General features: G+C 71.9%; 12 protein-coding genes. 8 read left to right on the forward strand and 4 right to left on the reverse strand.

The features are described from left to right. Window positions 1–41: 41 nt before the first annotated feature. A complete protein-coding gene (locus AC1ROY_RS20790) occupies window positions 42–1,025 on the reverse strand; it encodes a Bug family tripartite tricarboxylate transporter substrate binding protein (RefSeq protein WP_493150793.1) in 984 nt (327 codons plus the stop codon). A gap of 200 nt (window positions 1,026–1,225) precedes the next feature. On the opposite strand from AC1ROY_RS20790, the gene AC1ROY_RS20795 reads away from it, so the two are divergent. The 8 genes from AC1ROY_RS20795 (at window position 1,226) to AC1ROY_RS20830 (ending at window position 9,905) form a co-directional block, all read left to right on the forward strand. Then, complete coding sequence (locus AC1ROY_RS20795) at window positions 1,226–2,197, forward strand: dipeptidase (RefSeq protein WP_493150794.1); 972 nt, start codon at window positions 1,226–1,228, stop codon at window positions 2,195–2,197. A gap of 195 nt (window positions 2,198–2,392) precedes the next feature. Further along, complete coding sequence (locus tag AC1ROY_RS20800) at window positions 2,393–3,664, forward strand: sarcosine oxidase subunit beta family protein (RefSeq protein WP_493150795.1); 1,272 nt, start codon at window positions 2,393–2,395, stop codon at window positions 3,662–3,664. Then, the gene (locus AC1ROY_RS20805; RefSeq protein WP_493150796.1) at window positions 3,664–3,909 is read left to right on the forward strand and encodes a sarcosine oxidase subunit delta; all 246 of its coding nucleotides are present in this window, start codon (window positions 3,664–3,666) and stop codon (window positions 3,907–3,909) included. Before AC1ROY_RS20800 ends, AC1ROY_RS20805 begins: the two co-directional genes overlap by 1 nt. Then, window positions 3,906–6,839 carry a sarcosine oxidase subunit alpha family protein gene (locus AC1ROY_RS20810; protein WP_493150797.1) on the forward strand — a complete coding sequence of 978 codons (2,934 nt, stop codon included), beginning with the start codon at window positions 3,906–3,908 and terminating at the stop codon, window positions 6,837–6,839. The genes AC1ROY_RS20805 and AC1ROY_RS20810 overlap by 4 nt, the downstream gene beginning before the upstream one ends. Next, complete coding sequence (locus AC1ROY_RS20815; protein WP_493150798.1) at window positions 6,832–7,311, forward strand: sarcosine oxidase subunit gamma; 480 nt, start codon at window positions 6,832–6,834, stop codon at window positions 7,309–7,311. The genes AC1ROY_RS20810 and AC1ROY_RS20815 overlap by 8 nt, the downstream gene beginning before the upstream one ends. Before the next feature lie 254 nt (window positions 7,312–7,565). Beyond that, window positions 7,566–8,336, forward strand: a complete 771-nt coding sequence (locus AC1ROY_RS20820) for an IclR family transcriptional regulator domain-containing protein (RefSeq protein WP_493150799.1) — start codon at window positions 7,566–7,568, stop codon at window positions 8,334–8,336. 2 nt (window positions 8,337–8,338) lie between these two features. Continuing rightward, window positions 8,339–9,103: an IclR family transcriptional regulator domain-containing protein gene (locus tag AC1ROY_RS20825; protein WP_493150800.1), complete on the forward strand. Its 765-nt coding sequence runs from the start codon at window positions 8,339–8,341 to the stop codon at window positions 9,101–9,103. A gap of 16 nt (window positions 9,104–9,119) precedes the next feature. Further along, window positions 9,120–9,905 carry a polysaccharide deacetylase family protein gene (locus AC1ROY_RS20830; protein ID WP_493150801.1) on the forward strand — a complete coding sequence of 262 codons (786 nt, stop codon included), beginning with the start codon at window positions 9,120–9,122 and terminating at the stop codon, window positions 9,903–9,905. A gap of 191 nt (window positions 9,906–10,096) precedes the next feature. Here the strand turns inward: AC1ROY_RS20830 and AC1ROY_RS20835 are convergent, their stop codons facing one another. The 3 genes from AC1ROY_RS20835 to AC1ROY_RS20845 are packed head-to-tail and all read right to left on the reverse strand — an operon-like array spanning window position 10,097 to window position 12,788. Continuing rightward, window positions 10,097–10,876: an ABC transporter permease gene (locus AC1ROY_RS20835; RefSeq protein ID WP_493150802.1), complete on the reverse strand. Its 780-nt coding sequence runs from the start codon at window positions 10,874–10,876 to the stop codon at window positions 10,097–10,099. After that, window positions 10,873–11,733 (reverse strand): ABC transporter permease, encoded by an 861-nt coding sequence (locus tag AC1ROY_RS20840; protein ID WP_493150803.1) that lies wholly within the window; start codon window positions 11,731–11,733, stop codon window positions 10,873–10,875. The genes AC1ROY_RS20835 and AC1ROY_RS20840 overlap by 4 nt, the downstream gene beginning before the upstream one ends. Beyond that, entirely contained in the window at window positions 11,730–12,788 is a 1,059-nt protein-coding gene (locus AC1ROY_RS20845; RefSeq protein WP_493150804.1) for an ABC transporter ATP-binding protein, read from the reverse strand. Before AC1ROY_RS20845 ends, AC1ROY_RS20840 begins: the two co-directional genes overlap by 4 nt. Window positions 12,789–12,798: the final 10 nt, after the last annotated feature.

The raw sequence follows: 12,798 nt of genomic DNA on the forward strand, positions 1-12,798 counted from the left end.
CGAAAGCGTAAGAGATCGATTTCCGAAGGACAAGGGTCTTTTCAGGACTCCGGGCGAAAGCCGGAATCGCGCACCACCGGCCCCCAGCGCTCCTGCTCCTGGCGGATGCGCGCGGCGAAGGCCTCCGGCGTCGGGTAGGTGGCGACCGGCGCCTGATCCAGCCGCACCAGCACCTCGCGCACCTCCGGTTTCGCGCCGGCCGCAAGGGTGAGCTGCGCCAGGCTGTCCACGATGGGGCGCGGCGTGCCGGCCGGCAGCGTGAGGCCGTAGAGGGCGAGCGCCGTCATGTCGGGATAGCCGAGCTCCGCGAAGCTCGGCACGTCGGGCAGGGAGGGGACGCGCTCCTCCGAGGAGACCGCGAGGATCCGCACGCGCCCCGCCTGGTGCAGCTGCGTGACGTTGCCGCCCACCTGCATCGCGGCGCCGAGGCGCAGCGCCTCGAGGTCGGACAGCATCTGCGCCGTCTCGCGATAGGGCACATGCGTCATGTTGAGGCCGAAGCGCCTGGCCATCAGCACGGTGAGGAAGTGCAGGCCCGAGCCGGCGGCGGGGCTGCCATAGGTGATCTCGGGCTGGGTGCGGGCCCAGGCCACGAATTCGGCGAAGGTCTTCGCCGGATGGCCGGCGCCGACGGCGAAGCTGTAGGCGAAGCCCGACATGGGGGCGACCGGGACGAAATCCGCGAGCGGGTCGTAACGCAGGCCGGCGCCATAGACGGACGGGAAGATGGTCAGCGCGCTTTCGGGCGTCATGAGGATGGTCATGCCGTCAGGGGCGGCGGCCTTCACCGCCTCGACGGCGAGGCGGCCATTCGCGCCGGTGCGGTTCTCCACGATGACGGAGGGCGCGTACCGGCCCTGCCACTCGCGCGCATAGAGGCGGGCCACCGTGTCCATGGCCGTGCCGCTCGCATAGCCGAGCACGAGGCGGGCCGGGCGCGGCAAGGTCTGGCCGCGGGCGAGGCGCGGCGCGGCGAGCGCGATGACGCCGAGCGCGAGGGCACGGCGGGGCAGGCGTGCAGGCATCATCGTCTCCGGTTCGCGCCGGGTGGCGCATTGGAGGTTTCACGAATGCCGCGAACCGCGATTCTCCCTTCGCCGGACTGTCCGGAGAATGAATCAACCATTTGTTTTTGTTTGTAGTTTCAGAGATTCTGTGGTGACGCCCCGCATGGCCCCGCCCTAGCATGGCGGCCGCGACACAGGGAAAAGGCTCCGCTCCGCGCATGACCTCGCTGCACGAAACCTCGCTGGTGATCGACGGGCTCATCGTCTCGAAATGGAGCCCGGAGGTCTTCGCCGCGATGCGCGATGGCGGCCTCACCGCGGCCAACTGCACCTGCGGAATCTGGGAGGGCTTCGAGGCCTCCATCGATGCGATCGCGCAGTGGAAGCAGTGGTTCCGCGAGCACCCCGCGCTGCTCCTCCAGGTCTACGCGCCGGACGATATCCTGCGCGCGAAGGAGCAGGGCAAGGTCGGCATCATCCTCGGCTGGCAGAACTCGGTCGGCTTCGGCGAGGATCTGCGCCGCGTGCCGCTCTTCGCCGAGCTCGGGCTGCGCGTCGTGCAGATGACCTACCACACCGCGAACATGGCGGGCTCCGGCTGCCTGGAATCGCGCGACGGCGGGCTCACCGATTTCGGGCACGACCTCGTGCAGGCACTGAATGCCGAAGGCATCCTCATCGACCTCAGCCATGTCGGCACCGACACCGCGCGCGACATCGTGCTCGCCTCCGGAAAGCCGGTCGCCTACACCCATTGCGCGCCCAGGGCGCTGAAGGACCATCCGCGCAACAAGACCGACGCGGAGATGCGCCTCGTCGCCGAGCATGGCGGGCTGGTGGGCGTGACCATGTTCCCGCCCTTCATGCGGCGCGGCAGCGAGTCCACGCTGGAGGACTACCTCGACGCTATCGCCCACATCATCGACCTCTGCGGCGAAGAGCAGGTGGCGATCGGCACGGACTTCACGCAGGGTCTCACCCAGGAGGACTTCGCCTATCTGCTGCGGGACAAGGGCTACGGGCGGCAGCTCATCCAGCCCAAGGGCGCGGTCTTCCCGCCGGATTTCGGACGGATCGAGCAATACCCGAACCTGACGGCGGCGATGGAGCGGCGCGGCTGGGCGCCGTCGCGCATCGCGCGGCTGCTGGGCGCGAACTGGATGCGGCTGTTCCGCGAGGTCTGGCGCTGAAGCGCCGTTCGGGTCCAAGGGCGATGCTCCAGGCCGGCTCGATGTCCAATTACCGAACCTAAATTCGATTATCCTGCGATACGGTGAGGGTATCAAGCGATTTAATGGCTTAGCCCTTAAAGGATCTGGATTGACCTTGAGGTTATGGGCGAACTATCGTCTTTTTGTTCGATAGTTGGAATGGAGCCATCGCCCTTGGCGGCCCGCGGCAGAGCGCATTTCTCCCTCCTCTCGCTGGCGCGGAACGCGCTCACCGGCCATCGCAACTGGCTCGAGATGTGGCGGAGCCCCGAGCCGCAGCCGGGCTACGACGTGGTGCTCGTGGGGGGCGGCGGGCACGGCCTTGCCACCGCCTACTACCTCGCGAAGGAGCACGGCATCCGCCGCATCGCGGTGCTGGAGAAGGCCTGGCTCGGCGGCGGCAACACCGGGCGCAACACCACCATCGTCCGCTCCAACTACCTGCTGCCGCCCAACGCGCTCTTCTACGAGCACGCCATGAAGCTCTGGGAGGGGCTGAGCCTGGAGCTGAACTACAATGTGATGTTCAGCCAGCGCGGCTGCATCACCCTCGCGCACACGCAGTCGGACCTCACCGGCCTCATGCGGCGCGGCAACGCCATGCGGCTCAACGGCATCGATGCCGTGCTGCTGGACCGCGCCGCACTGGCGCGCCGGCTGCCGGCGCTGGACCTCTCGCCCGATGCGAGGCTGCCGGTGCTCGGCGGGCTGGAGCAGCCGCGCGCCGGCACCGCGCGGCACGACGCCGTCGCCTGGGGCTATGCGCGTGCCGCCGATGCCCTGGGCGTCGACATCATCCAGAGCTGCGAGGTGACCGGCATCCGCCGCGAGGGCGGGCGCGTCACAGGGGTCGAGACGACGCGCGGCCCGATCACCGCCTCCAAGGTCGGCCTCTGCGTCGCGGGCAATTCCAGCGTGCTCGCCGCCATGGCGGGCCTGCGCCTGCCCATGGAGAGCCACGTGCTGCAGGCCATGGTCTCCGAGCCGGTGAAGCCGGTGCTCGACGCCGTCGTCGCCTCGGGCGCGCTGCACTTCTATGCGAGCCAGTCCGACAAGGGCGAGCTGGTGATGGGCGGCGACATCGACGGCCACAACTCCTACGCCCAGCGGGGCTCGCCGGAGCCGCTGGACCACGCGGTGGAATCCTGCCTGGCGCTCTTCCCCTGCTTCAGCCGGCTGCGGCAGCTCCGCAGCTGGGGTGGGCTCATGGATATGACCATGGACGGCAGCCCCCTCATTTCGAAGCTGCCAGTGGAGGGCCTCTATCTCAACGGCGGCTGGTGCTACGGCGGCTTCAAGGCCACGCCCGCCGGCGGCTGGTGCTTCGCCCACACCATCGCGCGCGACGAGCCGCACCCGCTGAACGCCCCCTTCGCCCTCGACCGCTTCGCCACCGGCGCGCTCATCGACGAGCGCGGCGCTGGCGCCACGCCGTGGCTGCACTGATGCTGATTCCCTGCCCCTGCTGCGGCCCCCGCGACGTCACCGAATTCGACTACGGCGGCGATGCCGGCGTGCCGCCGACCGTCGCGGCGGATCTCCCGCCCGAGGAGGCGCACGCGCAGATCTATCTGCGCGACAACCCCCGCGGGCCGCATCGCGAGCTCTGGTACCACGCGGCCGGCTGCCGCTGCTGGTTCGCGATCACGCGCGACACGGCGACCGGCGCCATCCTGGACGGCGCAGCGTGACCCAGCCCTTTCGCGCCGCGACAGGCGGCAGCATCGATCGCGACCAGGGCATCGAGTTCCGCTTCGATGGCCGATCCTACACCGGTCAGACCGGCGACACGCTGAGCTCCGCGCTGATGGCCAACGGCGTGCGGATCGTCGGGCGCAGCTTCAAGTATCACCGTCCGCGCGGCATCTTCGGCTATGGCGCGGAGGAGCCCAACGCGCTGTTCCAGCTCGGCGAGGGTGCCGCCACCGCGCCCAATTGCAAGGGCGGCCTCGTGCCGCTCGTGGAGGGCCTCGTCGCCGCCGGCCAGAATGCCTGGCCCTCGGTCGGCTTCGACCTCGGCGCGATCGCCGGAATCGCGGCGCCGCTGCTGCCCGCGGGCTTCTACTACAAGACCTTCCTCCGCCCCCGGCGTCTCTGGCCGCTCTACGAGCGCCTCATCCGCCAGGCAGCCGGCCTCGGCCGTGCTCCCGGCCTGCCCGACCCCGACCACTACGAGCAGGTCCACGCGCATGTGGAGGTCCTGGTGATCGGCGGCGGGCCCGCGGGGATCGCGGCGGCTTCCGCCCTGGCGGCCCCGGGGACGCGCGTCATGCTGGTGGATGACGGCTCACGCCTCGGCCTGGCGGCGGCCGATCCCGACGCTCTCATCGACGGCATCCAGGCCGGCTTCTGGCTCGCCGCGCGCGAGGCGTCGCTGGAGGCGCAGCCGGACGTCACGATCCTGCGCCGCGCGACCGCCTTCGCCATCTCCGACGGCCATCGCGTGGACGTGCTGGAGCACCTGGCCGGAAAAGGCCCCCGCCAGCGCCGCTGGATCGTGCGCGCCGACCGCATCATCCTCGCCACGGGCGCGCAGGAGCGGCCGCTGGTCTTCCTCGACAACGACCGCCCCGGCGTCATGCTCGCCTCCGCGGCGCGCGCCTATGCCGAACGGCAGGCGGCGCTGCCGGGCCGGCGCGCGGTGATCTTCACGAACAACGACAGCGCCTATGGCGCGGCGATCGCCCTGCATCGGGCCGGCGTCGCCATCGCGGCCATCGTGGACCTGCGGGCCGTGGCGGAGGGGCCGCTGGCGCTGACCGCGCGGGTGGCCGGCCTGCGCTGCCTGCCCGGCCATGCCGTGGTCGCTGCGCGCGGCGGGCGCTCGGTCACGGGCTGCGAGGTGATGCGCCTGTCCGGCGAGGGCGTCACGGGCCCGTCGGAGCATATCGATTGCGACGCGCTGCTGGTCTCGGGCGGCTTCACGCCCGGCCTGCAGCTCCTGGCCCAGGCCGGCGGCGCCACGCGCCTCGATCCGGCGACCGGCGCCTTCGTTCCGGCGGATCCGCCCCTGGAATGCGTGGGGGCCTGCACCGGCGCGACCCGTCTCTCGGACTGCCTGGCGCAGGGTTTTGCGCTCGGGGGCGGCACGCCGCCGGCGGTCATCGAGGAAGCGGAGGCGCCCATGCGCCCTCTCGCCATCGCGCCGCTGCCGCAGGGCGCGCGGGGCAAGCGCTTCGTGGACCTGCACAACGACGTGACGGTGGAGGACATCGACCTCGCCCTGCGCGAGGGCTTCCGGTCCGTCGAGCAGGTGAAGCGCTACACCACGCTCGGCATGGGAACCGACCAGGGGCGGACCAGCGGGCTGATCGGCGCCGCGCGCGTGGCCGAGCTGCTGCGGGCGGATCTGGCCGATGTCGGCGTCACGCGACCGCGGCCGCCGCTGGTGCCGGTGACCTTCGGCGCCCTGGCGGGCGGCCATGTCGGGCTGCGCGTGGCGCCGGCGCGGGTCACGCCCATGCAGCCCTGGCACGACGCCCATGGCGCCCGCATGGCGCAGGTCGGCACCTGGCGGCGGCCGCAGCTCTATCCCCAGGGGGGCGAGACCGATCAGCAGGCCATCGACCGCGAGGTGCTGAACACCCGTGGCGCGGTCGGCCTCGTCGACGTCTCGACCCTCGGGAAATTCGACCTGCGCGGGCGCGACGTCGCGGAATTCCTCGACCGCGTCTACGTCAATTCCTGGGGGAATCTCGCCATCGGCCGCTGCCGCTACGGCGTCATGCTGCGCGAGGACGGCATGGTGCTGGACGACGGCACCACGAGCCGCCTCGGCGAGCGGCACTACGTGATGACCGTCACCACCGGCAATGCGGAGCGCGTGCAGGGCCATCTCGACCGCCTGCTGCAGCTCGCCTGGCCCGGGCTGGACGTGACGCTGACGAACGTGACGGAGCATTGGGCCGCCCTGGGCATCGCGGGCCCGCGCTCGCGCGAGGTGCTGTCGGCGCTGCGTCCGGGCTTTGACGTCTCCGACGCCGCGCTGCCCTATATGGGCGTTGCGGCGGGCCGCGTCGCCGGCCTGCCCGCGCGCGTCTTCCGCATCAGCTTCTCCGGCGAGCGCGCCTATGAGGTGAACGTCCCGGCGCAGCATGGGCTGGCGCTCTGGGAGGCGGCGATGGAGGCGGGCCTGTCCTTCGGCGCCATGCCCTACGGCACCGAGGCCATGCTCACCATGCGCGCCGAGAAGGGCTTCTTCATGCCGGGCTTCGAGGCCGATGGCCGCACCACGCTCGACGACCTCGGCCTCGGCCGGATGATGAGCCGGAAGAAGGGCTGTGTGGGCCAGGCGGCGCTGCGGCGGCCGGCGTTGGCCTCGCCCGATCGCAGGCAGATGGTCGGGCTGCTGGCGGCCGATGCCGCGCAGCCCATTCCGCGCGGGGCCCAGCTCGTCGCGGATCCGCGTGCGCCGGTGCCGATGCCCATCCAGGGCCATGTGACCGCGGGCCTCTACAGCGCGTCGCTCGGCCGTTGGATCGCGCTCGCCCTGCTGGAGCGGGGGCGAGCGCGGCAGGGCGAGGAGCTCTTCGCCGTCTCGCCCCTGGCGGGCGAGGAGGCGCGGGTGCGCGTGGTGGAGCCGGTCTTCCTGGATCCGGAAGGAGAGAGGCTGCGTGGCTGACCTGGCCCTGGACCTCCTGCCGGTTGCTCCTCTTCTCACGGTCTGGGCGGCAGACAAGGCGGAATTCCGCGCCTGGCTGGGCGGAGTGGAGCCGCCGGACGCCGTCTCCCGCGCCACGCTGACGGCGGAGGGCGCGGTGTTGCGGCTGGGCCCGGACGAATGGCTGGTGGTGGGCGCCGCCGGTGCCGAGGGCGCCCGGCAAGGGATCGACGCGGTCGATGTGACCGGCGCCTGGATCGGCCTGCGCGTCAGCGGGCCGTCCGCGCGCGGCCTGCTCGCCCGCGGCGCCGCGATGGATCTCGACCCGCGCCGCTTCCCGGCCGGGCATTGCGCGCGTACCCGGCTGGCGCGATGCCCCGTCATCCTGCTGCCCCGCGGCGAGACGGTCATCGACCTCCTGGTCGCGCGCAGCTACGCGCCCTGGCTCCAGGACTGGCTGCGGGATGCGGGCAGGGGCCTCGGCCTTGCATGAGAGGCCTTTGGGCAACTCCGGCTGGTCGGTTTCGCGGGCCTTTTCCGCGCCTGGTGCGTTGCCGGCCTTGCCGATGCACCGGCACCGGCGTCATGCCGAAGGCATGCCTCCGGCATGACCGCCGCCTTCCAGGCGCGAAGAATCCTCCGAGAACCCTCCGCCGCCGGTGTTGCCCAACGGCCTCCAAGCCGGCAGCCTCGATTGCGGCGCACCCGCCGCTTCGCTATGCGCCATGGCATGTTCGGTCAGTCGCCATGCTCGTGAGTGCCCCGGGGTCCGGCGGCGAGGCCCTGGCGGCGCTCGGGCGCGGCCTCACCCTGCTCGGGGCCTTCTCGGCGGAGCGCCCGGTCCTCTCCGTCGGGGACGCGGCGGAGCTGCTGGGGCTGCCGCGCTCCACCGTGCGCCGGACGCTGAGCACGCTGGTCGCTCTCGGCTATCTCGATCAGGATCGGCGCGGCTGGCGGCTGACTCCGCGCAGCCTGCGGCTGGCCGGCCCCTATCTCCTGTCGGACCCGGCGCCGACCCTTCTTCAGCCGGCCTGCGAGCGGATCCTGGCCAAGACCGGGGCGGCCTGCATGGCCGGCGTGCTCGACGGCAGCGAGGTGCTGCTCGTGGCGCGCGCCGTGCCGTCCCAATGGATTTCCCCGCGCGAGGCCGGCGCGCGCCTTCCCGCGACGGCCAGCGCCCTCGGCCGCGTCCTGCTCGCCGACCTGCCGGAACCCGCCCTGGCGGCGCTGATGGAGGACGCCGGATCCGCCGGCCTCACCAGCCGCAGCGTCACCGGCCGCTCCGGCCTGCTGACCGCTATCGGCGATGCGCGGCGCGAGGGCTTTGCCTTCGTGGACCAGGAGACGGAGCTGGGCTTCCGCTCCCTCGCCGTGCCGCTGCGCCGCTTCGATGGGCGCATCGTGGCGGCGCTCGGCGTCACGATGCGCATCGAGGCGGCCTCGGCCGCGACCATGCTGCTGGACCTGCGCCGCCTGATCGAGGCCGAGGCCGCGGGTCTCGCCGACCAGCTCGTCTGATCATGGCCCGGCTCCGCGACCAGGACAGCGCGAGGCGTCAGGCGCGGCCCAACGCCCATGAATTCTCCGAGGCGCTGGCGCGGGGGCTTGCGGTGCTCGGCGCCTTCAGCCCCGACCGGCGCCAGGGCTCGCTGAGCGACCTGGCCAAGGCCGCCGACCTGCCGCGCTCCACCGCGCGCCGCGCCCTGCTGACGCTCGTGGAGCAAGGCCTCGTCGAGAGCGACGGGCGGGTCTTCCGCGTCACTCCGCGCGTCCTGGGCTTTGCCGCGGCCTATCTGCGCTCCAACCCCGTCACCACGGCGCTGCAGCCCGTCTGCGAGGCCGTCGCGGCGGAGATGGGCGCGCTCTGCTCTGCCTCCGTGCTGGATGACGAGGCGGCGGTGCTGGTGGCCCGCGCGGCGCCGGCGCAGCGCGGGCATCTGGGCACGGGCATCGGCTTCCGCATGCCGGCCTTCTGCAGCGCCGGCGGGCGCATGCTGCTCTCCCTGCTGCCCGAGGACGAGCTCGACGCATGGCTGGAACGGCTGGAGCCGCGCGCGCAGACGCCCTTCACGCTCACCGACAAGCCGCGCCTGCGCGACGCCATCCTCGCCGCCCGGGCGGCCGGCTACGCGCTGGTGAGCGAGGAGGCGGAGCTCGGCCTGCGTTCCATCGCCATCCTCGCGCCGGGGCCGGTGGCGCTCGGCATCGGCCTGCATGTCGAGACGGGCTCGCGCGAGATGCTGCTCGGCCCCTGCCTGGAGCGGCTGCGCGCCGCGATCGCCTGATGCGCTGGAGATTCCCATGACCGGCTTTCCCGTCGTGCTCGGCATCTGCCTGGATGCGGAAGCCCTCTGGCTTGCCATCAATCCGGAGAACGCGGCGAAGCCCGTGCTGCTTTCGCACGGGGCCTTCGCCATCCGCGAGGGGCTGGCGCCGCTGCTGGCGCTGCTCGAGCGCCATGCGGTGAAGGCGACCTTCTTCGTGCCCGGCATCACCGCGGACCGCTATCCCGATTCCGTGCTCGCCATCCATCGCGCGGGCCACGAGCTCGGCAGCCACGGCGCGAACCACCGCACGCCGGTCGGCCTCTCGCGCGAGGAGGAGCGGACGGAGCTGGTGGGCGGGATCCGCGCGCTGGAGCGCATCACCGGCGAGCGGCCCGTGACCTGGCGCTCGCCCTCCTGGGAATGGAGCGCCCACACGCTCGACCTGCTGCTGGAGGAGGGCGTGACGGTCTCCACCAACTTCCACGACGCGGTGCGGCCCTATCGGCACCTGCGCGATGGCGTGCCGGTCGACCTGGTGGAGCTGCCGGTGCACTGGCACCTGGCCGATGCGCCCTTCTTCATCCATGGCGGGCGGATGGAGCGCATCCTGCGGACGGCCCGGGAGGTGGAGGTGCTGTGGCAGGAGGAGTTCGCCGCGACCCATGCCTGGCCGGGGGCGTTCTTCCACCTCACCCTGCACGTGCAGCTCATCGGCCATCCGGGGCGGCTGGCGATGCTGGACCGGCTGATCGGCTTCATGAAGTCCCATGCAGGGACGCGCTTCCTGACCTCGCACGCGCTGGCGGCCGAGGTGACCTGACGCCGCGTCCTGGCCCCGGCCGGGAGAGCTGTGCCGGGGCCACGGGGCGGGGAGGGATTCGGGCACGCGGTCGCTTCAGCGGCACCCCGGGCGCTGCGCATGCAGGATGCCGCTGCTCACCCGCCGGTCGTCCACTCAATGGGTGAGAAGCGAATCAGATCGGCAGTGATCTTTCCACGATTCCTGCGCCCTCAGCGGCGGGCCAGCGTCGCGAAGAGGGAATAGCGCTTTTCGAGCACGAGGCACATCAGCGTCGTCAGCAGGATCACCGAGGTGCTCGCGGCCGCCACGGAGGGTTCGGCCAGGTTCTCCATGCGGCTGAAGATCACGACCGGCAGCGGGCTCGCGCCGGGACGGGCCAGGAAGGCGGAGACGACGATGTTGTTGAGCGAGGCCAGCCCCGCGAAGAGGCAGCCCGAGACCAGCCCGGGCCGCAGCGCCGGCAGGATCACGTGCCAGATCACCTGCCAGGGCTTCGCCCCATGGATCGCGGCGGCCCGGGCCGTGAAGGGATCCATCAGCGCGAAGCTCGCCAGCGCCGAGCGCATCACATAGGGCGTGCTCACCACCACATGGGCCAGGATCAGCCCGCCCTCGTTCATCATCCCGAGCTGCGTCAGGAAGACGAGCTGCGAGAAGCCCACCAGCACCAGCGGCACGCTGAGCGGGGAGGCGAGCAGCGTCGCCAGCGTGGTGCGCCAGCCGCCCGGCGCGCGCGCCACGCCGATCGCCCCGAGCGCGCCCAGCGGCAGCGAGATGGCCACCGTCGCCGCCGCGACGCGCAGGCTGATGAGGAAGCCCGTGACCATGTCAGGGTCGTCCAGCATCGCCCGCCACCAGCGGAGCGAGAGGCCCTGCGGCGGCACGCTCAGATAGTCGCCGGCGGTGAAGGAGGCCGCGGCGACGAGCACCACCGGCAGGGCCAGGGCCGCGTAGATCAGCAGCGCGAAGCCGCCCATCACCCGGTTCATCGCGGGCGCTCCCAGGGCATCAGCCGCTGCGCGAGCGCCGCCACGGCCCAGGTGCAGGAGAGGGTGAGCGCGAAGAGCAGGATGCCGAGGGCCGCCGCGCCCGGCCAGTCGAAGAGCTGCATGGTCGACTGGTAGATCAGCAGCGGCGCCACCAGGATGCGCCCGCCGCCGATCAGGAAGGGGATCACGAAGGCCGCCATGGTGAGCGCGAAGACGATCAGCCCGCCCGCCACGATGCCCGGCAGGCAGAGCGGCAGGATCACGCGCCAGAAGGCCCGCGCCGGCCGCGCGCCGTGCACGATGGCTGCGCGCCAGAGCTGCTGGTCCACCGATTCCAGCGCTGCATGCGTCGTCAGGATCGTATAGGGCAGCTGGCTGAACACGCTGACGATGACCACGCCCGTCGCCGTGTTCATCAGCCGCAGCCGCGACAGCCCGGCCGCCTCCAGCACCTGATTCAGGATTCCGTTGCCGCCGATGATCAGTGTCCAGGAGAAGGAGGCGACGACCAGGCTGACCATCAGCGGCGTCAGGACCAGCATGGTCGCCGCCAGCCGCCCGAGGCTCGAGCGCATCCCGTGCAGGTTCCAGGCGACGGGCACCGCCAGCACCATGCAGATCACCGCCGTGAGGGCGGAGAGCCAGAGCGTGCGGAGGAACGCCTCGATGTAGTGCCAGTCGCCGAGGAAGCGCGCCAGATTGGCGAAGGTGAAGTCGGTGCCCATCAGCACGCGCGCGTCGAAGGGGCGGAAGGCCAGCGAGAAGACCATCGCCATCGGCACGACGAAGCAGGCGGTCAGCAGCAGCGCCAGCGGCAGCGCCGGGCCGACCCCGCCGATGCCCCACCAGCGCGTCATGGGAAGACGAACCAGTCGGCCGGCGCGACGCGCGCGGCGGCCGCCTCGCCCGGCATGGGCAGGTGCGGCGCGGAGACGTGAAGCCGGGCAACGAGCGGCGTGCCGTCCGCCAGGGCCAGGCTGTAGCGGAAGCTCTCGCCGGCATAGTGGCGGTCGAGCACGCGGACCGGCAGATCGCCATGATCCGCAACCGGCACCAGCGCCACGCGGTCCGGCCGCACCGCCACCCGCGCGGCGGTGCCGGCCGGGACGGCCTTCGCGGCGGTCTCGATGGCCGTGCCGCCGCTCAGCGCGAAGCCGCCGGGATGGGAGAGCGGCGTCGCGTCGAAGAGGTTGGATTCGCCGATGAAGCCGGCCACGAACTCCGTCGCGGGGCGCTGGTACAGCTCCTCCGGGCGGCCCGCCTGTTCCACCTGCCCGCCGCGCATCAGCACCATCTGGTCGGAGAGCGCCATCGCCTCCTCCTGATCGTGCGTGACGTAGATGACGGTGGTGCCGACGGTGCGCTGGATCCGGCGCAGCTCGGTCTGCATGTCGCGGCGGAGCTGGGCGTCCAGGCTGCTCAGCGGCTCGTCCATCAGCACGATGCGCGGCTCGGCGGCCAGCGCGCGCGCGATGCCGATGCGCTGCTGTTGCCCGCCCGAGAGCTGGCGCGGGTATTTCTGCGCCATATGGCCCAGGCGGACGAGCTCCAGCGCGTTCTTCACCCGCCGGTCGATCTCCGCGGCGGCCACACCCTGCATCTGCGGCCCGAAGGCGACGTTGCGCGCGATCGTCATGTGCGGGAACAGCGCGTGGCTCTGGAACACCATGCCGAGCCCGCGGCGATGCGGCGGCATGCGCGTGACGGAGGTTCCGTCGAGCCGCACGTCGCCGCTGTCCGGCTTCTCGAAGCCGGCCACGATGTTGAGCGTCGTCGTCTTGCCGCAGCCGGAGGGGCCGAGCAGCGAGACGAAGCTGCCCGGCGCCGCGGAGACCGAGACATCCCGCAGCACGGTCGTCGTGCCGAAGCTCTTGTTCAGCCCGGTCAGTTCCAGGCTGTGGCCTGCCTGCATGGCCCCCAGC

The organism is Roseococcus sp. GW821-FHT12F05, from assembly GCF_058806835.1.

Coding starts and splice junctions, on each gene's coding strand:
- AC1ROY_RS20845 (WP_493150804.1), bottom strand. CDS start 12,788: ATGCAGGCAGGCCACAGCCTGGAACTGACCGGGCTGAACAAGAGCTTC.
- AC1ROY_RS20830 (WP_493150801.1), top strand. CDS start 9,120: ATGACCGGCTTTCCCGTCGTGCTCGGCATCTGCCTGGATGCGGAAGCC.
- AC1ROY_RS20825 (WP_493150800.1), top strand. CDS start 8,339: ATGGCCCGGCTCCGCGACCAGGACAGCGCGAGGCGTCAGGCGCGGCCC.
- AC1ROY_RS20820 (WP_493150799.1), top strand. CDS start 7,566: ATGCTCGTGAGTGCCCCGGGGTCCGGCGGCGAGGCCCTGGCGGCGCTC.
- AC1ROY_RS20835 (WP_493150802.1), bottom strand. CDS start 10,876: ATGAACCGGGTGATGGGCGGCTTCGCGCTGCTGATCTACGCGGCCCTG.
- AC1ROY_RS20840 (WP_493150803.1), bottom strand. CDS start 11,733: ATGACGCGCTGGTGGGGCATCGGCGGGGTCGGCCCGGCGCTGCCGCTG.
- AC1ROY_RS20790 (WP_493150793.1), bottom strand. CDS start 1,025: ATGCCTGCACGCCTGCCCCGCCGTGCCCTCGCGCTCGGCGTCATCGCG.
- AC1ROY_RS20805 (WP_493150796.1), top strand. CDS start 3,664: ATGCTGATTCCCTGCCCCTGCTGCGGCCCCCGCGACGTCACCGAATTC.
- AC1ROY_RS20795 (WP_493150794.1), top strand. CDS start 1,226: ATGACCTCGCTGCACGAAACCTCGCTGGTGATCGACGGGCTCATCGTC.